We start from the raw sequence: 17,995 nt of genomic DNA on the forward strand, positions 1-17,995 counted from the left end.
CGCTTCCCCAAAGCATCAGGGACGCCGACCAGGCCCTTGCGCCCTGTCCTGCGTCCCTGCTTGCACGGCTGACCGGTTTGACCGGACAGACGACCTTACTCGGCTTCGTCGATCCAGCACATCTGGATGGCTTCGAGAATCTTCTCGCCGCAATGCTTGGGATCATCGTCGAAACCGTCGAGCGCCATCACCCACTGCATCAGGTCGGTAAAGCGCACGGCCTTGGGATCCTGATCGGGGAATTTGTCGGCCAGTTCAATGGCGATATCGCGCGAATCCGTCCACTTCATGGTTGTTGCTCCTGCTTGATGTCACATACGGGTGCGCCGGTTACGGCTTGCAGTTCGGCCGGCGTCAGGCGGAATACGCTATCGCTGGTGCCGCCGGCTGCCCAGACATGCTCGAACTGGAGCAGATCACGGTCAATCAGGATGGCCGGGGACTCCAGGTGACCCACCGGCGCCACGCCGCCAATCGCAAAGCCGGTCTTGCGGCGCACGAAATCGGCATCGGCGCGGCTGACCGGCTCGCCCAACAAGGCGGTGACTCGAGCCTCATCGACGCGATTGCTGCCGCTGGTCACCACCAGCACCACACGGTCGCTGGCCTTGGCTTGCAGCACGATGGACTTGGCGATCTCGGCCACAGTGCAACCTATCGCGGCAGCGGCATCGGCTGCAGTGCGCGTGCCCGCCGGGAAGACCTTCATCTCGATGGCAATACCGGCCGCAGCCAGTGCGGCCTCAACACGTTGCTGGCTGCTCAGTGGCTGGTTCATACATCCCAGTCCTTGTCGTAGTGCTCGCGGGCGTGGTTGATCGTGTACTTGGGGATTTCCACGGTCAGGTCTGCCTTGGCCACAATGGCCTGGCACGACAGGCGCGACACACTCGTCAGGCCCCAGGCCTTGTCGAGCAAGTCGTCTTCCTCTTCCTCGCTCGGGGTCAGGCTGTTGAAACCCTGACGCACGATCACATGGCAGGTGGTACACGCGCAGGACTTCTCGCAGGCGTGTTCGATGGCGATATCGTGTTGCAGCAACACGTCGCAGATCGATTCGCCTTCAGGTGCATCGATCTGTTTGCCCTGGGGGCAGAGTTCGGCGTGGGGAAGTACGGTGATGATGGGCATGTTTGCCTCTTGGGTTGCTTTGCTTGGGCCCACCCCTGTCCATAGGCAGTGAGCCATCTCGGGCGTACGGCGCTATGCGCCGCCCTCACCCCTCTCCCGCCTGCGGGCGAGGGGAACGGATTATCCCAGTTCGCTGAGCTTTTGCCCGGCCAACCCGCGTTTCACCGCCGCATCCATACGGCGCGCGGCAAACTCATTGCTAGCCTGGTTGAGCAGCTCGGTGGCATGGCGGATTGCAGCGGCATCATTACCCGCATGGGCCAAGCCCAGGGCGGCGATGGCGGCATCCACCTCGGCGCGTTCAGACGCATCAAGTAGCGCGCCATCGCTGGCCAGGGCGATCGCAATCGCATCCAGCAGCCCTTCGGCTTCGACACGAGCCTCGGTCAGGGCGCGGGCCTGCATGTCGGCGCTGGCGTATGTCATGCTCTCTTGCAGCATACGGGCGATTTCATCATCACCCAGGCCATAGGCCGGCTTCACGGCAATGCTGGCTTCGATGCCGGTGGACTGTTCGCGCGCAGACACGCTGAGCAGGCCATCGGCATCGACCTGGAAGGTCACACGGATACGCGCCGCGCCTGCCGCCATGGGCGGAATGCCGCGTAGCTCGAAGCGCGCGAGCGATCGGCAATCGGCCACCAGCTCGCGTTCGCCCTGCACCACGTGGATAGCCATGGCGGTCTGGCCTTCCTTGTAGGTAGTGAAATCCTGCGCCCGTGCGGTGGGAATCGTGCTGTTGCGCGGGATGACCTTTTCCGAGAGGCCGCCCATGGTTTCCAGCCCCAGCGAGAGCGGAATCACATCCAGCAGCAACCATTCATCATCGCTCTTGTTGCCGGCGAGCGCATTGGCCTGCATGGCCGCGCCAAGGGCGACCACCTTGTCGGGATCGAGATTGGTCAGCGGCTCACAGCCAAAGAACTCAGCCACGGCTCGGCGCACATGCGGCATACGGGTGGCACCGCCCACCATCACCACGCCCTTGATGTGCTCCACACCGAGGCGCGCATCTCGCAGCGCCTTGCGCACCGGGTTGATGGTTTTCTGCACCAGGGTCTTGGTGATGGTCTCGAAGGTTTCCACATCGAGTTCCAGATCAATCACCGTGCCGTTTTGCAGCTTGGCCGTAATGCGCGTGCTTTCGTGTTCGCTGAGCGCTTCCTTGGCCTCGCGCGCACGCGTGAGCAGCAGGCGCATGTCGTGGTCGCCAACCAGGCTCAGGCCGGCTTGCTCGGCAATCCAGCAATAGATGCGCTGGTCGAAGTCGTCGCCACCCAGCGCAGAATCTCCCGAAGTGGACAGCACCTCGAACACGCCGCGAGTCAGCTTGAGAATCGATACATCAAACGTGCCGCCGCCCAGGTCATACACCACATAGGTACCTTCCGCCGCATTGTCGAGCCCATAGGCCACGGCCGCTGCCGTGGGCTCATTGAGCAGGCGCAGCACGTTCAGGCCGGCCAGCGTGGCGGCGTCCTTGGTGGCCTGGCGTTGGGCGTCGTCAAAGTAAGCGGGCACGGTAATCACGGCGCCCACCAGTTCACCGCCCAGGCTGGCCTCCGCGCGCAGGCGTAGCGTACGCAGGATATCGGCCGATACTTCGACGGGGCTCTTCTCGCCCGCTACGGTTTTGAGTTTGAGCATGCCCGGCGCATCGACAAAGCGGTATGGCGTGGCTGCAGAATCTGGCAGATCCTTGACGCCGCGGCCCATGAAACGTTTGACCGAGACAATGGTATTGCGCGGGTCTTCCATCTGCCGCGCCTGGGCGCGATGACCCACGGTGATCGCGCCGTCCGCGGCGTAATGCACGACCGAGGGCAGCAGATTGCGGCCGCGCTCGTCGGGCAGTACGGTGGCAGAACCACTGCGCACGGTTGCGACCAGCGAATTGGTCGTGCCAAGGTCGATACCGACAGCAAGACGCTGCTGGTGCGGTGCGGGAGCTTCGCCGGGTTCGGCAATCTGGAACAGGGCCATAATCGAATCGAGTCTTTCAACGCCCGGTCATTGCTGCACACCGGGTCAAGCATTGCGAGGCGCGTACCGCTAGACGGTGCGCGCCGGTATACGGTGGTATCAACCGGCCTGTTTGCTGAGCAGCAAGGCCAGTGCATCGATCACTTCGGCCCAGTCGCCGTCGTCATCAAGCTCCTCGGCCAGAAAGGCGGCTTGCGAGGGGGTCCAGTAAGCGGCCTGCGCAATCGGCGTGTCGGCAGCAAGCGGGTGCGAGGCGATGAAAGCCTGTATCGCAGCCATATCGTTGGCGAGCCCGAGCTGGGCAAACAAACCGGCGAAATCGTGCTTGCTGGTATCCATTACGGCATCCTCTCCTTTAGCCCGCGCTCAATCGAGCAACACTTCTACCGCGTCGCCGATTTCCTGATCCAGCTTGGCCAGAAAGCGCAGCTTGCGCACGATAAGTGCCGCCGCAGCGTAGTCATGCCGCGTATCCAGCTCACGGGCCAGTGCGTGTTCGAGCACGCGGGTTTCGCCTGCCAGCTCGCCGGCAAGCTGATCCAGTGCGGCCATATCCTGCGCGGCGCGTGCATCCATCACCGCTTCGCGCCATTCCATCTGCTGCATCAGGAAGGCGGCGGGCATGCTGGTGTTGGTTTCTTCCTTTGTATCCACCCCGGCCAGCTGCAGCAGATAGCGCGCTCGGTTCAGTGGGGATTTCAGGGTCTGGAAGGCTTCGTTGACGCGCGTGGCGGCTTGCAGTGCCAGACGCTTGTCGGCATCGGCCAGCGCAGCGGCGCGGTCAGGGTGGTACAGGCTCTGCAGGGCGCGATATGCCGTTTCCAGTGCCGCACCATCCAGGCTGTAGCTGCGCGGCAGGCCGAACAGGGTGAAATGATCGTGGGAAAAATCAAGCATGGTGGTCAGGCACGATCAGCATCGCGGCAGCCTCAGGTATTGAAGCTCTCGCCGCAGCCGCACTCGTCCTTCACGTTCGGGTTATTGAACTTGAAGCCTTCGTTGAGGCCTTCCTTCACGAAATCCAGCTCGGTGCCGTCTAGATAGGGCAGGCTCTTCGCGTCAGTGAAGATTTTCACGCCAAAGCTCTCGAAGCTGAGGTCTTCGGCAGCGGGTACATCCACGAACTCCAGCTTGTAAGCCATACCCGAGCAACCCGAGGTGCGCACGGCCAGCCGCACGCCCACGCCCTTGCCGCGTTTGGCGATGTAGTTGCTGACGTGCTTCGCAGCGCTTTCAGAGAGAGTCAGTGCCATGTTCTACCTGCAAGACGTTAGGTTGGAGGGCTAAGGCAAAGGGGTGGCGCCAATCCGCCAGCCCCGCGTGCCTTACGCTTCGTGCTTGGCTTTGTAATCGGCCACCGCCGCCTTGATCGCGTCTTCGGCAAGGATCGAGCAGTGGATCTTCACGGGGGGCAGCGCCAGCTCTTCGGCGATCTGGGTGTTCTTGATCGCCATCGCCTCATCCAGCGTTTTGCCCTTGACCCACTCGGTGATCAGCGAGGACGAGGCAATGGCCGAGCCACAGCCGTAGGTCTTGAACTTGGCGTCCTCAATGGTGCCATCGGCGGCCACCTTGATCTGCAGCTTCATCACGTCGCCGCAGGCGGGAGCGCCCACCATGCCGGTGCCGACCGTATCGTCGCCCTTCTCGAACGAACCGACGTTGCGGGGATTTTCGTAGTGGTCGATGACCTTGTCGCTGTATGCCATTTTCGTGCTCCTTAAGCCTGTTGGCAGCCGGGCACCAGCCCGGCCTGCTTAATTAGTGTGCAGCCCACTGAACCGTGTTCAGGTCGATACCTTCCTTGAACATGTCCCACAACGGCGACAGTTCGCGCAGCTTGCCGATCTTTTCGTGGATCAGCTTGATCGCGTAATCGATGTCTTCCACCGTGGTGAAGCGGCCGATCGTGAAGCGGATCGAGCTATGCGCCAGTTCATCATTGCGGCCCAGGGCGCGCAGCACATAGCTGGGCTCGAGGCTGGCCGACGTACAGGCCGAGCCGCTGGAGACGGCCAAATCCTTGAGCGCCATGATCAGCGACTCGCCCTCGACATAATTGAAGCTGATGTTGAGGTTGTGCGGCACGCGCTGGTCCATGTCGCCGTTCAGGTACACCTCTTCCATGTTCGACACGCCGTTCCACAAACGATCACGCAGCATGCGGATGCGTTCGAGTTCGGTTGCCATGTCTTCACGGGCAATCTTGAATGCCTCGCCCATGCCGATGATCTGGTGCGTGGCCAGCGTGCCCGAACGCATGCCGCGCTCGTGGCCGCCACCGTGCATCTGCGCTTCCAGGCGCACGCGCGGCTTGCGGCGTACATACAGCGCGCCAATGCCCTTGGGCCCATAGGTCTTGTGGGCCGAGAAGCTCATCAGATCGACCTTGAGGGTGGCGAGGTCGATGGCAATCTTGCCGGTGGCTTGGGCAGCATCGACATGGAACAGGATGCCGCGTTCGCGCAGCATCTCGCCAATCTGGGCCATGGGCTGGATCACGCCGATTTCGTTGTTCACGGCCATGATGGAGACGAGGATGGTGTCGTCGCGCAGGGCGGCCTTGAGTTGATCCAGGTCGACCAGACCGTTTTCCAGCGGGCTCAGGTAGGTCACGTCGAAGCCCTCGCGCTCCAGTTCACGCATGGTGTCGAGCACGGCCTTGTGCTCGGTCTTCATGGTGATCAGGTGCTTGCCCTTGTCCTTGTAGAAGTGCGCTGCACCCTTGATGGCCAGGTTGTTCGACTCGGTCGCGCCCGATGTCCAGACGATTTCCTTGGCGTCGCAGTTGACCAGCTTGGCGACTTCTTCACGCGCGTTCTCGACCGCCTCTTCGGCTTCCCAGCCAAAGGCGTGCGAGCGGCTGGCCGGGTTGCCGAAATGTTCGGTCAGCCAGGGAATCATCGCAGCGGCTACGCGCGGGTCCACCGGCGTGGTGGCGGAGTAGTCGAGGTAGATGGGCAACTTCATGTGAGGCTCCGGTGCGGTCTTGCTGTGTCGATATTCGGTTCAGGCAACCTGTGGCTGGCGCTTTTCCAGCAACGCGCTGCACTCGATGGTGGCGCTGACGCCCTGGCAATGGCTGCGCTGCCTGGCGATCAGGGTTTCCAGCGTCACCGAGGCGAGGTATTCGTAGATGGTGCGATTGAGGTCAGTCCACAAGTCGTGCGTCATGCAGCGCTTGTTGTCCTCCAGGCAGTTTTCCTTGCCACCGCACTGGGTCGCATCCAGCGGCTCATCCACCGCCGTGATGATGTCGGCCACTGAAATCGCGTGGGTGGGACGTGCCAGGCAATAACCACCGCCAGGGCCGCGCACGCTATCCACCAAGGCATTGCGGCGCAACTTGCCGAACAATTGTTCAAGGTAGGACAAGGAAATCTGCTGCCGCTCGGAGATGCCCGCCAGCGTTACCGGGCCGTTCTGCGCGCGCAGGGCCAGATCGAGCATCGCGGTGACGGCGAATCGGCCTTTGGTGGTCAAGCGCATGGTGCGGCTCCGTGCCAGCGTGGGATCAAGAAAACGGACTCAAGGATAAAATACCCGACTTTTTTGGTCAAGATTTTACCCTACTGTTTTAGTCAACAATTCGGTTCAGATAGTTCGCATCAAAACGATCGGCGGTGGCGCGCTCCTCAGAGCAATCCACGCCCAGCTTTTCAAGCCGGCGCAGGATCAGTTCGATGCGCTCGTCGATATTGGCGCTGTGGTCCACCAGACCGTGAATTGCATGCACGATGGGGTCGTCCATCTTGGTCGAGATCGCATAGGCCGAGAAACCCATCTTCTCCGCATTGGCCTCGCGTGCCTGCGCCACATCATCAGCCACGATGCGTGCCGGGATGCCCACGGCCGTGGCATTGGGCGGCACATCTTTGACCACCACCGCGTTGGAGCCCACCTTGGCACCCGCATGCAGGGTGATGGGGCCGAGCACCTTGGCACCAGCCCCGATGATCACGCCGGCTTCGAGCGTGGGATGGCGCTTGCCCTTGTTCCAGCTGGTGCCCCCCAGCGTCACGCCGTGGTACAGCGTGCAATCGTCACCAATCACCGCGGTTTCGCCGATGACGATGCCCATGCCGTGGTCGATGAACACCCTGCGGCCTATCGTGGCGCCGGGATGGATTTCAATCCCGGTGAGGAAACGGCCGATGTGCGAGGTGAAGCGGCCCAGCCACTTGAAGTGGTGACGCCAGAAGAAGTTGGCAATCTGCTGGATGGTCAGCGCGTGCAGGCCCGGATAACAGGTGAGCACCTCCCAGGTGGAACGGGCGGCGGGGTCGCGATCAAACACGACGGCGATGTTTTCACGTAGGCGCGCAAACATGCAGGGCTCTGGGCAAATTGAAAGTCCGAGTATTTTACTCGACTACTCGTATTGACGGAATTGGCCTGGACACAAAAATGCAAAACGGCGAGTTGCCTCGCCGTTCTGTTCATGCCCAAGCCGCAAAGGCTTAGTGGTGGTGACCGTGTGCGCCGTGCACGTGGCCATGGGCAATTTCTTCCTTGCTGGCGGCACGCACTTCACCGACGGTGGCCACAAAACGCAGGCGCTTGCCGGCCAGTGGGTGGTTGCCATCGACCACGACCTTGCCATCGGCGATATCGGTAATCGTGAACAGCATCACATCGCCCGATTCAGGATCATCGGCTTCAAGCGTCATGCCGACTTCGATTTCCTTGGGGAAAATGTCCTGCGGTTCGATGCGGACGAGATCAGCATCGTATTCGCCGAAGGCATCATCGGGTTCCATGGTCACATCGATCTTGTCGCCACTCTTCTTGCCTTGCAGGGCTTCTTCAACCACCGGGAAGATGCCATCGTAGCCGCCATGCAGGTACACCATCGGCTCGTCGGCTTCGGTCTTGTCGAGCAGCTGGTTTTCCGCGTCGTACATTTCATATTGCAGGGCGACAACGGCGTTCTTGGCGATTTCCATGGGGTTTTCCTTCGGAGGGATGCGGCGGGAAATCCCTAGGCATCAAGTTGCTGAATGAGCTTGAGCACGTCGGCGGCATGGCCGCGCGGCATGACATTGTAGAGCGCGTGCCGCAGCACGCCATCTCGGTCGACAATGAATGTCGATCGGATCGTGCCGTATTTTACCACGCCGTTGCGCTCCATCTCCCGCAGTGTGCTGTAGCTGCGCGACACTTCGTAATCGGTATCCGATAACAAGCGCACCAGCAAACCATGCTTGTCGCGAAATTCCTCATGGCAGAACGGGTCATCCAGGCTCACACCCAGTACCACCGCATCCTGTTTCGCAAAGCGATCAGCCAGATCGGAAAACTCGATGGCTTCCACCGTACAGCCGGGATCATCATCACGATGATAGAAGTACAGCACTACGCGCTTCTTGCCGCGGTAATCGGAGAGTTTGACCGTTTCCATCGCGGCGTCGGGCAACTCGAAATCGGGTGCGGGTCCGCCGGGTTCCAGCATATATCGCCTCCTTCTGGGGCCAGCGGGCGTTGCTTGGCCATCGTGCGGGGATCGCGGCAAGCAAACGTCAGCAGACCCTAAACGTGCCGAGATGAGATAATCGCGGCCTTCACGATTTTCTATATAGCCCAGATGCCCAATCCGCCACTTGGCAATCTGACCGCTGAGCAGTTCCTCGCCGACTACTGGCAAAAGAAACCACTGCTGATCCGTCAGGCCGTCACCCGATTTGACTGGTTGCCCGAACTTGCCGACCTGATCGCCCTTGCGGGCGATGAGGAGGTGGAGTCGCGACTTATCGAACAACGCAAAGGCAAGTGGCTCTGCGAGTCTGGCCCCTTCAAGCCCGCTCGCTTCAAAAAACTGGGCGACAGCGACTGGACCGTGCTGGTACAGAACGTCAATCATCATCAGCGCTTCGCGGCAGAGTTGCTCTACCGATTCGACTTCATTCCGCATGTGCGGCTGGATGATCTGATGATCAGCTACGCCCCGCCCGGTGGCGGCGTCGGCCCGCACTTCGATAGTTATGACGTCTTTCTGTTACAGGTAGGCGGCAGCAAGCGCTGGCAGATTTCGGGGCAGACCGATCTGACGCTCGTCGACGGTGCGCCACTCAAGATCCTTGAGCGTTTCGAACCTGAGCAGGAATGGGTACTTGAGCACGGTGACATGCTCTACCTGCCACCCAAATATGCGCACAACGGCGTCGCCATCGAAGCGGGCCAGACCTGGTCCATCGGCTTTCGGGCGCCCACGGCCACCGAGCTGGGCGGCGCCTTTCTCGATTACCTGCGCGACCGTATCGATCTGGATGGCCTCTACGCCGACCCGGATCTGCAACGCCCGGCCGACCCCGCCAGAGTGCCCGATGATTTTATCCGTCGTGTCGCCGGCATGCTGGCGCAAATCCGCTGGGATGAAGCCGAGGTGCGCGACTTTGTCGGCCGCTACTTCAGCGAACCCAAATCGCATGTGTTCTACGACTCACCTGATGAGTTGCTGACAGAAAAGGCCTTTGCCAAGGCCGTCACCAAGCAGGGTGTGGCGCTGGATCTCAAATCGGTCATGCTGTTCGATAGCGAGCGGGTCTACATCAACGGCGACGCACTGGATGCCGACACCGCAGCCTTCCCTGCCCTGCACCAGCTTGCCAATCAGCGCAGCCTCCCCGCCGCCAGCTATCCGCCAGCGGTACTCGACGCCCTGTTTGCCTGCTACGAATACGGTTACCTGCACCTGGCAGAAGGCTGAGGGCAGCGGCCTCCCTGCCAGGCCGCCCCTTCCCCCAGCACCTTGCCCCTTACCTCAGACTCATTGCCTACCATGTCCAAACACGCCTTCCCCACCGATTGCCCCTGCGGCTCCGGCAAGCCTTACAAGGATTGCTGCTTCCTGTACCACATGGAAAAGGAAACCGCGCCAACGGCCGAAGCGCTGATGCGTTCGCGCTATGCCGCTTTTGTGCTCAAGAAGGCGGATTACCTGCTGTTCAGCTGGCACCCCGATACGCGCCCTCAGACACTGGACTTCGAGGGTGACACGGCCAAGTGGGTGGGCCTGAGCATCATCGCCACCGAAGGGGGCGGCGTACACGACAATGAAGGCACAGTGGAATACGTGGCGCGCTTCAAGATTGGCGGCAAAGCCGCCAAGGTAGCCGAGAAAAGCCGCTTCCAGCGCGTGAAGGGCTGGTGGAAATACGTGGACGGCGAGATGGAAGAGTAAGTACGCATCGCCCGGCGCCAAAGCAAGCATTTGCTTGGCACCGCATCCCCTGCTAGCTTGAAATCACCGGCCGCCGTCGCAGGTGCGGCCGGTCATCCCAACCGGAATCAAGATCGCAAGGGGAGCACCTATGGATTACGTAGCACAAGCCCGTTTTCCACAGAAGCATCCGGCCAGTCTGCTGATGGTCGGTCTGCTGCACGCAGGTATCGTGTACGGCCTGGTTTACGGCCTGCAGCATGGCAGCACGCTGGTCAGCACCGTACTTCAGCCCGTGACCCTGGTGCCGGATCAACCTAAACCCAAGGTTGAGCCCGCGCCAGTCAAGATGCCCCTGCCCACAACACGGGTCGATATCCGTATCGCACCGATTGACCCGCCACCCATCGCCCCCAGTGTACCTGTCATGCCGGACACCCTCCCGGCCACGCCGCCCGCAACCGGACAGGCCGCACCCATTGGTCAGGTCGACGCACGACCTGCCGGCCCACCGCTTACCCCTTCGGTGGCATGCAGCAATTACGGCGAGATCCAGACCATGCTTGGCGATAAGTTGCCCATCGTGGCCGACAAGGCGGATTTCGCCGCACGCGGCATCAGTCAGTTCGACATGCTGGTGCAGGTACTCGTCGGCGCCCATGGCGAGATCAAGTCCGCCCAGGTGCGCAGCACCACCCATGCCTACGCGAGCAGTGCCATGCAGGGCACGGTGCTGGCCAGCATGCGCAGACTCAAGTGCGCAGGTCAAGGCGTGGACATGAACATGCAGGTGCCGCTGAGCTTTTCGCTGATTGATTGACTTACCTTGATACCCGGTAGGACCGGTCCACGCCGTGCCTACCGGGTCTACCGCGTGATTCGCCAGAGCACACCGGGCTACGAATCGCTAAAATCCGCGCATTCCCCACCTTGCCGCAAGCCCCCCCTGATGGTCTTGCGGCCCGTCCGGACCTGCGCCATGCCCAAACTGCATATTTCCACCGCTTTTGATTCCGGTTCCATCGAGGTTGTCAGCCTTGACGATCACCGCGATATCCAGCTGCGTATCAAGCCTGATAACGCCAGCGAATTCGCCCAGTGGTTCCACTTCCGCCTGCAAGGCGCAGCCGGCCTGCCGGTGACCTTGCGTTTCCTCAATGCCGGCAGCAGTGCCTACCCGGACTGGCATGGCTACCGTGTGGTGGCCAGTTACGATCGCCAGCACTGGTTCCGCATCGATACCGAATTCGATGGCCAGGTCATGAGCGCTTCGCTCACGCCGTACACCAACAGCATTTACTTTGCGTACTTCGAGCCCTACTCCTGGGAACGCCATCTCGATCTGCTGGGCTTTGCCGCAGGTTCGGACAAGGTCGAGGTCGAGCACCTGGGCGCCACGCTCGATGGTCGCGACATGAACGTGCTGCGCATCACCAATGAAGAAAGCAGCGTGCCCGTGGAGCACCGCAAGCAGGTCTGGCTCATCGCACGCCAGCATCCTGGCGAAACCATGGCCGAGTGGTTCGTGGAAGGATTCCTCGAACGGCTGCTCGATGGCGATGATCCGGTCAGCCGCGTGTTGCTGGACAAATGTGTATTCCATGTCGTGCCCAACATGAATCCCGATGGCTCGGTGCGGGGCAATCTGCGCACCAACGCTGCTGGTGCCAACCTTAACCGCGAATGGGGTACCCCCACGCTGGCTCGCTCCCCCGAGGTCTATCTGGTACGCGAGAAGATGCGCGAGACCGGCGTCGATCTGTTTCTGGATGCCCACGGCGATGAGGCCCGTCCCTACAACTTTGTGGCAGGCTGCGAGGGCAACCCCGGCTACACGCCGCGCCTGCATCATCTGGAAGAAGCGTTCAAGGCGGCCTGGATTGCTGTCTCGCCCGATTTCCAGGACGTGCATGGTTACGACAAGGATGCACCGGGCGAAGCCAATCTGACCCTCGCGACCAACTGGGTCGGTCAGCATTTCGATTGCCTGAGCTACACCATCGAGATGCCGTTCAAGGACAACGCCAACCTGCCCGACGAGGAATACGGCTGGAGTGGCGAGCGCTCCAAGAAGCTGGGTGCAGGCGTGCTGAATGCGGTCTACAGCGTGATCGACACGGTGCGCTGACATGAGCCAGCCCAACGAAACGGTCCACTACTACCGCCATACCGATGGCGGCCTCTACAGCTTTGTGGCCCACGCAAGGTCGGCTGATACCACCGGCCCGCTGGTGGTCTACGAACATCTGTGGCCGTTTGACCAAGGCCTGTGGGTACGCGACCGCACCGAGTTCGAAACCCGCTTCACACCCTGTACCAAGGCTGAAGTCGATGCCGCCATGCAGGGCAAGCGCGACGAAGCCCAGGCAGCGGTCAATGCCGCCAAGGCCGCGCGCCGGGCAGCCAAAGGCGCATGAGCGCGTCGCTGTACCCGGCCGTTCAGGCCGCGATTGCCGAAACCGACCCCGAAGCCAAGGCAGCTGCTGCCACGGCGCTGTGGACGCAGTGGCAGCGCGGTGAGCTGAACGCCGGGCACGGCTGGTCGGCACCCGCTACGACGCCGGGCCGGCCAGCCCGGCCCGAGCTGGTGCACCCACAGCAGCTGTCGCACCGCAAACTCGGCTCGCCAGGTGGCCGCGCGGCGCTGATCCACGCGATTGCGCATATCGAGTTCAACGCCATCAATCTGGCCCTCGATCACGCCGCCCGCTTTGCCGGCATGCCCGCCGACTACTACGCAGACTGGTTGCGCGTGGCGGCCGAGGAAGCATTGCATTTCCGGCTGCTGCGCCAGCATCTGCACACACTGGATGCCGACTACGGCGACTTCCCGGCCCACAACGCGCTCTGGGAGATGGCCGAACGCACGGCGGATGATGTGCTGGCACGCATGGCGCTGGTACCGCGCCTGCTCGAAGCACGAGGACTGGATGTCACGCCCGGCATGCAGGCACGCCTGCTCGCCGCCGGGGATACCCAAGCCGCGGCCATACTCGACATCATCTTCCGCGACGAAGTCGGCCATGTGGCGGTAGGCAACCGCTGGTTCCGCCACCTTTGTCACGAACGTAACCTCGACCCGGTGGCCGAGTTCCGTCGCCTGCTGCGCAGGTACCGCGCCCCTCGGCAGATCGGGGAGCTGAATATCGAAGCCCGCCTGCGGGCGGGCTTCGAGACCAGTGAACTGGATGCACTACGGGATTACTCGGTCAACGGCTGAACCAGCGAATCCGGCGGGTCTAGCAGGGTGCCAATAAGGCTGCAGGCCGCATTGCACCAATGATGCTGGCGGCGCAATGCGCTGCGCTTATTGCACCCTAGGGGGCGGCTTGTTGCCCTACATGCAGCGCAAGTGCGCTGTTGCTGGGCAGACTCAGGCTGGCCATGCCATCGGCGGCGACGGTTACCGCTTGACCGGTACACACCCCGCTGGCCATCAGACCCGTCAGCACATCACAGTACTTGCCGGCGGGCAGCCCGGTCTGGAACGCGCGGCTCAGCGCCGAGGCTTCGCGGTTGATAGCCACAAAACCCTTGGTCCCGCGCGAGAATGCAATCGCATTGGCGCCGTTATCCCACCAGTTGGTCATTGACGTGCCGGCCACGGCACGACGGAAGCCCACCATATTGGCCACGGCGCGGTCGCGGTGCTCACACACCCATTGGCCTGTCGTCGCCGCTTCCACCGAGGCCGCACAGGCCAGCGCTCCTGCTGGCGGGCCCGCATCACGACCGGCCAGACTGCTACGGTCAAAACCGTAGCCCGACAGAATCGACGGGTAGCCATACGACTGCGCCAGCATCCAGACATTGGCCAAACGCCAGATGGCGCCATCGCGGTAACCCAAACCGGGGTTGCCCGTATCCCGCGCCGTATCGTGGTTTTCAAGGAATACCACCGCCTTGTCGGCCGGCATCAGCCCCCAGGCAGCGGCCGAGAACTGGGCGCCCGCCGGGCCGGCCGGATTGAGTTCGGCCAGTTTCTGGCTGCCCTTTTGCAGGAACTTGTCGCTGACGCCACGGAACTTGAACTCGGTAATATCCGAAGCCCCACCCGAGCCGTAGGCCAAACCAAAGTAGTCGGACTTCTGGACCGCCTCACCACCGTAATCGATCACTTCGGCAAAGTAGTACGGCAACGGCTTGCCCTCGGCCGCCAGCGTCTGGTTCACCTTGGCGAGAATCGCGTTGAGCTCCACGGGCTGGATATGCTTGGCCGCATCGATGCGGAAACCGGCCACGCCCAAACGGGCTAGCGCCAGCAGGTAATCCGCGAGCTTTTGCTGCACGCTGGCCGAGCCGGTGTCCAGGTCCGCCAGCCCGACCAGCTCGCAATCCTGCACATTGGCCACGCTCTGGTAATTGTTGACGCCACAAGTCGCGTGGAAATCTGCCTGGGCAAACAGGCCCGGATAGTTGTACTTGGTGTACGCCGTTCCCGCCGTGCCCGTTCCACTGCCCGCGGTCATATGGTTTATTACCGCATCGGCGTAGATCGCCACACCCGCCGCCTTGCACCGCCCCACCATATCGACAAACTCGGCGCGGGTACCAGAGCGGCTCTTGTCGAGGCTATGGCTGACGGGCTGGTAGCGGGTCCACCATGCACTGCCCGCAATATGTTCCTGAGGCGGAGAAATCTGTACTGCCTGGTAGCCACGCGGACCCAGCACAGTCTCGCACTCGGTGGCGATGTCCGCCCACTTCCATTCAAACAGATGCACCATCACATCACCGGCTGCAGCGTGGCCGCTGGCGCGATAGGTGGGGTCCAGTACCGGGCGGGTCGGTGGGGTCGGGTTGGGTGGCGGCGTCTGGGGCGGTGTAGTTCCACTCCCTCCAGCGCTACCTGATCCACCACCGCCTCCACAGGCGAATAGCAACGACAACAGGGCGATACTCGCCCAGCGGGTTTTGACTTGCATGGCTCACTCCGATTATCTGTAGTTTTGTTTCAAGCATCGGTTTGGCGATGATCAGCAGCTTGCACGGGGTAGTCAAACCGCATTCACTACATACGCCGCAACTGTGGCTGCTATGGTGAGTAGGGCCTCCATCGGCACCGTGGCTTGGCGTTATCCCGCGCCGACACCGTACGTTGATGCCGGGACGACCCGACGCCCAGACCCCGGCGGCCTGCGCGCCATGTTCATGACCCCTACATCGCCACGATCCCGACGCCATGCTCTATGTCATCTCACGCCTGCTGATGCTGGCCATGCTGACCGCGGTGGTTCAGGCCACCCCCATCCGGCTCTGCCACGATGACGAAACCGTCCGTAGCGACCCGTCCGCACACCTCATCCTGATGCGCGAACTCCAGCGGCAGTCGGGCCACGCTATCCAGCTGCATGGCCGCGCCTGGACCCGCTGCCTGGCAGAACTGCGCGCCGACGTCTGGGATGGCGCGGTGGGCGCCTCTTTCACGCCGGAGCGGGCGGAGATGGCGATCTACCCGATGAAGGCGGGTCAGCCCGATGCGGCGTTGAGCCTCAATATCGATAGTTACAGCCTGTATCGGCTGCGGGAGGGGACCGCCAGTTGGGATGGTCAGCGTTTCAGCGGCATCCACGGCCTGGTGGGTGTGCAGCGAGGCTATTCGATCATGAATGACCTGCAAGCCGCCCAGCTGACACTGGACCCCAGCGCCAGCTCAGCCGGGGACAATCTGCGCAAATTGCTGGCGGGCCGCCTTGTCGCGGCGGTGCTGCTATCCAGCGATGCGGAATATGCCATCCAGCAGCATCCCGATTTCCAGCAGCGCATCCTGCGCATCGACCCGCCGGTCGTCGTCAAGCCGTTCTATCTGGTTTTTTCACGCCGTTTCGCCCGCCAGCACCCTGATGTGGTCCAGCAACTCTGGCAAACCCTGCCCGCCGTGCGGGATTCGGCTGCCGTGCGCAAGGCCCAGATGGCACTGCGGCGCAAGTAGGCTCGCGGTTATAATCGACCTTCTCCTTCCGCCGCTTCCCCGGAGTCTTCCATGACCGCCATCCGTCAGCAGGATTTCATCGACAGCATTGCCGATGCGCTGCAATACATCTCCTACTACCACCCCAAGGACTACATCGACGCCTTGGGCAAGGCCTACGAGCTGGAGCAATCGCCGGCTGCCAAGGACGCCATCGCGCAGATCCTCACCAACAGCCGTATGTGCGCCGAAGGCCACCGCCCGATTTGCCAGGACACCGGCATCGTCTGCGCCTTCGTGAAGATCGGCATGGGCGTGAAGTGGGACGACGCCACGATGAGCATCGAGGACATGGTCAACGCCGGTACGCGCAAAGCCTATCTGCACCCCGACAACAAGCTGCGGGCTTCGGTGCTGGTGGACCCGGCCGGCAAGCGCCTGAATACCAAGGACAACACCCCCGCCGTCACCCATATCGAACTGGTGCCCGGCAACACGGTGGAAGTGCACATCGCCGCCAAGGGCGGTGGCTCGGAGAACAAATCCAAGTTTGCGATGCTTAACCCGTCCGACAGCATCGTGGACTGGGTGCTCAAGACCGTGCCGCTGATGGGCGCCGGCTGGTGCCCGCCAGGCATGCTGGGTATCGGCATTGGCGGCACCGCCGAGAAAGCCATGCTGCTGGCCAAGCGCTCGTTGATGGACCCGATCGACATCCAGGAACTGATCGCCCGCGGCCCCAACAACCGCGTCGAGGAGCTGCGTCTGGAGCTGTACGAGAAGGTCAATGCGCTGGGCATCGGCGCGCAGGGCTTGGGTGGTCTCGCCACCGTGCTCGACGTGAAGATCTACGACTACCCGACCCACGCCGCCAGCCTGCCGATTGCGATGATTCCGAACTGCGCGGCCACCCGCCATGTGCATTTCGAACTCGACGGCAGCGGCCCGGCCGAACTCGAAGCCCCCAAGCTCGAAGACTGGCCGCAAGTGACCTGGAAACCCGCAGCCGACGCTACCCGTGTGGACCTGAACAGCATCACCCAGGCACAGGTTGCCAGCTGGAAGCCGGGCCAGACCCTGCTGCTCAACGGCAAGCTGCTGACCGGCCGCGACGCCGCCCACAAGCGTATGGTCGACATGCTCAACAAGGGCGAAAAGCTGCCCGTCGATTTCGCTGGCCGGTTCATCTATTACGTCGGCCCGGTTGACCCGGTACGTGACGAAGTCGTCGGCCCGGCAGGCCCCACCACCGCCACGCGCATGGACAAGTTCACCGAGCAGGTGCTGGCGCAAACCGGTCTACTGGGCATGATCGGCAAGGCCGAACGCGGCCCGGCCGGCCTGGACGCCATCAAGAAACACCAGTCGGTGTACCTGATGGCCGTGGGCGGCGCGGCCTACCTGGTCTCCAAGGCCATCAAGGGCGCCAAGGTGGTGGGCTTTGAAGACCTGGGCATGGAAGCCATCTATGAGTTCGACGTGGTTGATATGCCTGTTACCGTCGCCGTCGATTCGCAAGGCACCTCGGTGCACAAGACCGGCCCTGCCGAGTGGCAGGCACGCATCGGCAAGATTCCGGTCGCCACGGTCTGATCCGGCAATGCCCCGAAAACCCGGCCTTGTGCCGGGTTTTTTTCATGCCACGCTAACGGGCACTCTGCCTTGTCTGCGCAGACCCGAGACAGATCACCAAGCAGCTAGGCCAGCCAGCCGCGCTAGTCTATAAATCAGCGGCCCGTTGGCGTTAGCACGCCACACGGCGCGCAAACGAGCCAAGTTGTCGCGTCGTGCATCGCCCATGCACTGCTACA

22 protein-coding genes are annotated in these 17,995 nt (G+C 62.2%); 8 read left to right on the plus strand and 14 right to left on the minus strand.

Annotated elements, in window-relative coordinates; all coding sequences use genetic code 11:
- Nucleotides 1-95: 95 nt before the first annotated feature.
- The 13 genes from iscX to O9X62_RS15495 all read right to left on the minus strand — a co-directional run bounded on the left by iscX (nt 96) and on the right by O9X62_RS15495 (nt 8,566).
- Entirely contained in the window at nt 96-290 is a 195-nt protein-coding gene (iscX, locus tag O9X62_RS15435; protein WP_269533852.1) for a Fe-S cluster assembly protein IscX, read from the minus strand.
- Nucleotides 287-778 carry a YbaK/EbsC family protein gene (locus O9X62_RS15440; RefSeq protein ID WP_269533853.1) on the minus strand — a complete coding sequence of 164 codons (492 nt, stop codon included), beginning with the start codon at nt 776-778 and terminating at the stop codon, nt 287-289. The genes iscX and O9X62_RS15440 overlap by 4 nt, the downstream gene beginning before the upstream one ends.
- Entirely contained in the window at nt 775-1,131 is a 357-nt protein-coding gene (fdx, locus tag O9X62_RS15445; protein WP_269533854.1) for an ISC system 2Fe-2S type ferredoxin, read from the minus strand. The genes O9X62_RS15440 and fdx overlap by 4 nt, the downstream gene beginning before the upstream one ends.
- Before the next feature lie 120 nt (nt 1,132-1,251).
- On the minus strand, nt 1,252-3,114 hold the full coding sequence (gene hscA, locus O9X62_RS15450) for a Fe-S protein assembly chaperone HscA (protein WP_269533855.1): 1,863 nt from the start codon (nt 3,112-3,114) through the stop codon (nt 1,252-1,254).
- A 99-nt stretch (nt 3,115-3,213) separates the two neighbouring features.
- A complete protein-coding gene (locus tag O9X62_RS15455) occupies nt 3,214-3,453 on the minus strand; it encodes a DUF2789 domain-containing protein (protein WP_269533856.1) in 240 nt (79 codons plus the stop codon).
- 27 nt (nt 3,454-3,480) lie between these two features.
- Nucleotides 3,481-4,011: a Fe-S protein assembly co-chaperone HscB gene (gene hscB / locus O9X62_RS15460; RefSeq protein WP_269533858.1), complete on the minus strand. Its 531-nt coding sequence runs from the start codon at nt 4,009-4,011 to the stop codon at nt 3,481-3,483.
- A 32-nt stretch (nt 4,012-4,043) separates the two neighbouring features.
- Nucleotides 4,044-4,367, minus strand: a complete 324-nt coding sequence (gene iscA, locus O9X62_RS15465; protein ID WP_269533859.1) for an iron-sulfur cluster assembly protein IscA — start codon at nt 4,365-4,367, stop codon at nt 4,044-4,046.
- 72 nt (nt 4,368-4,439) lie between these two features.
- Nucleotides 4,440-4,823, minus strand: coding sequence for a Fe-S cluster assembly scaffold IscU (iscU, locus tag O9X62_RS15470; RefSeq protein ID WP_269533860.1), 384 nt, complete (start codon nt 4,821-4,823; stop codon nt 4,440-4,442).
- 52 nt (nt 4,824-4,875) lie between these two features.
- Nucleotides 4,876-6,084 carry an IscS subfamily cysteine desulfurase gene (locus tag O9X62_RS15475; RefSeq protein WP_269533862.1) on the minus strand — a complete coding sequence of 403 codons (1,209 nt, stop codon included), beginning with the start codon at nt 6,082-6,084 and terminating at the stop codon, nt 4,876-4,878.
- Nucleotides 6,085-6,123: 39 nt separating this feature from the next.
- Nucleotides 6,124-6,603, minus strand: a complete 480-nt coding sequence (gene iscR, locus O9X62_RS15480; RefSeq protein WP_269533863.1) for a Fe-S cluster assembly transcriptional regulator IscR — start codon at nt 6,601-6,603, stop codon at nt 6,124-6,126.
- Nucleotides 6,604-6,691: 88 nt separating this feature from the next.
- The gene (gene cysE / locus O9X62_RS15485) at nt 6,692-7,444 is read right to left on the minus strand and encodes a serine O-acetyltransferase (RefSeq protein WP_269533864.1); all 753 of its coding nucleotides are present in this window, start codon (nt 7,442-7,444) and stop codon (nt 6,692-6,694) included.
- 130 nt (nt 7,445-7,574) lie between these two features.
- Nucleotides 7,575-8,060, minus strand: coding sequence for a peptidylprolyl isomerase (locus O9X62_RS15490; RefSeq protein WP_269533865.1), 486 nt, complete (start codon nt 8,058-8,060; stop codon nt 7,575-7,577).
- Between the two features lie 35 nt (nt 8,061-8,095).
- Entirely contained in the window at nt 8,096-8,566 is a 471-nt protein-coding gene (locus tag O9X62_RS15495) for a peroxiredoxin (RefSeq protein ID WP_269533866.1), read from the minus strand.
- Nucleotides 8,567-8,698: 132 nt separating this feature from the next.
- Between O9X62_RS15495 and O9X62_RS15500 the strand changes: the two genes are divergently transcribed.
- From O9X62_RS15500 to O9X62_RS15525, 6 genes are all read left to right on the plus strand, one after another.
- Nucleotides 8,699-9,820 (plus strand): cupin domain-containing protein, encoded by a 1,122-nt coding sequence (locus O9X62_RS15500; RefSeq protein ID WP_269533867.1) that lies wholly within the window; start codon nt 8,699-8,701, stop codon nt 9,818-9,820.
- A 72-nt stretch (nt 9,821-9,892) separates the two neighbouring features.
- Complete coding sequence (locus tag O9X62_RS15505) at nt 9,893-10,294, plus strand: YchJ family protein (RefSeq protein WP_269533868.1); 402 nt, start codon at nt 9,893-9,895, stop codon at nt 10,292-10,294.
- A 130-nt stretch (nt 10,295-10,424) separates the two neighbouring features.
- Nucleotides 10,425-11,093: a hypothetical protein gene (locus O9X62_RS15510; protein ID WP_269533869.1), complete on the plus strand. Its 669-nt coding sequence runs from the start codon at nt 10,425-10,427 to the stop codon at nt 11,091-11,093.
- 159 nt (nt 11,094-11,252) lie between these two features.
- Nucleotides 11,253-12,401, plus strand: a complete 1,149-nt coding sequence (locus O9X62_RS15515; protein ID WP_269533870.1) for a M14-type cytosolic carboxypeptidase — start codon at nt 11,253-11,255, stop codon at nt 12,399-12,401.
- Nucleotide 12,402: 1 nt separating this feature from the next.
- Nucleotides 12,403-12,690 carry a DUF1653 domain-containing protein gene (locus tag O9X62_RS15520; RefSeq protein WP_269533871.1) on the plus strand — a complete coding sequence of 96 codons (288 nt, stop codon included), beginning with the start codon at nt 12,403-12,405 and terminating at the stop codon, nt 12,688-12,690.
- Complete coding sequence (locus tag O9X62_RS15525; protein ID WP_269533872.1) at nt 12,687-13,493, plus strand: ferritin-like domain-containing protein; 807 nt, start codon at nt 12,687-12,689, stop codon at nt 13,491-13,493. The genes O9X62_RS15520 and O9X62_RS15525 overlap by 4 nt, the downstream gene beginning before the upstream one ends.
- Before the next feature lie 97 nt (nt 13,494-13,590).
- Here O9X62_RS15525 and O9X62_RS15530 read toward each other — a convergent pair whose 3' ends face one another.
- Nucleotides 13,591-15,198, minus strand: a complete 1,608-nt coding sequence (locus O9X62_RS15530; RefSeq protein WP_269533873.1) for an alpha-amylase family protein — start codon at nt 15,196-15,198, stop codon at nt 13,591-13,593.
- 257 nt (nt 15,199-15,455) lie between these two features.
- On the opposite strand from O9X62_RS15530, the gene O9X62_RS15535 reads away from it, so the two are divergent.
- Nucleotides 15,456-16,205, plus strand: a complete 750-nt coding sequence (locus O9X62_RS15535; protein ID WP_269533874.1) for an ABC transporter substrate-binding protein — start codon at nt 15,456-15,458, stop codon at nt 16,203-16,205.
- Between the two features lie 51 nt (nt 16,206-16,256).
- On the plus strand, nt 16,257-17,777 hold the full coding sequence (locus tag O9X62_RS15540; RefSeq protein ID WP_269533875.1) for a fumarate hydratase: 1,521 nt from the start codon (nt 16,257-16,259) through the stop codon (nt 17,775-17,777).
- Nucleotides 17,778-17,995: the final 218 nt, after the last annotated feature.

This window comes from Chitinimonas sp. BJYL2 (assembly GCF_027257935.1).
Taxonomy (GTDB): Bacteria; Pseudomonadota; Gammaproteobacteria; order Burkholderiales; family Chitinimonadaceae; genus Chitinimonas.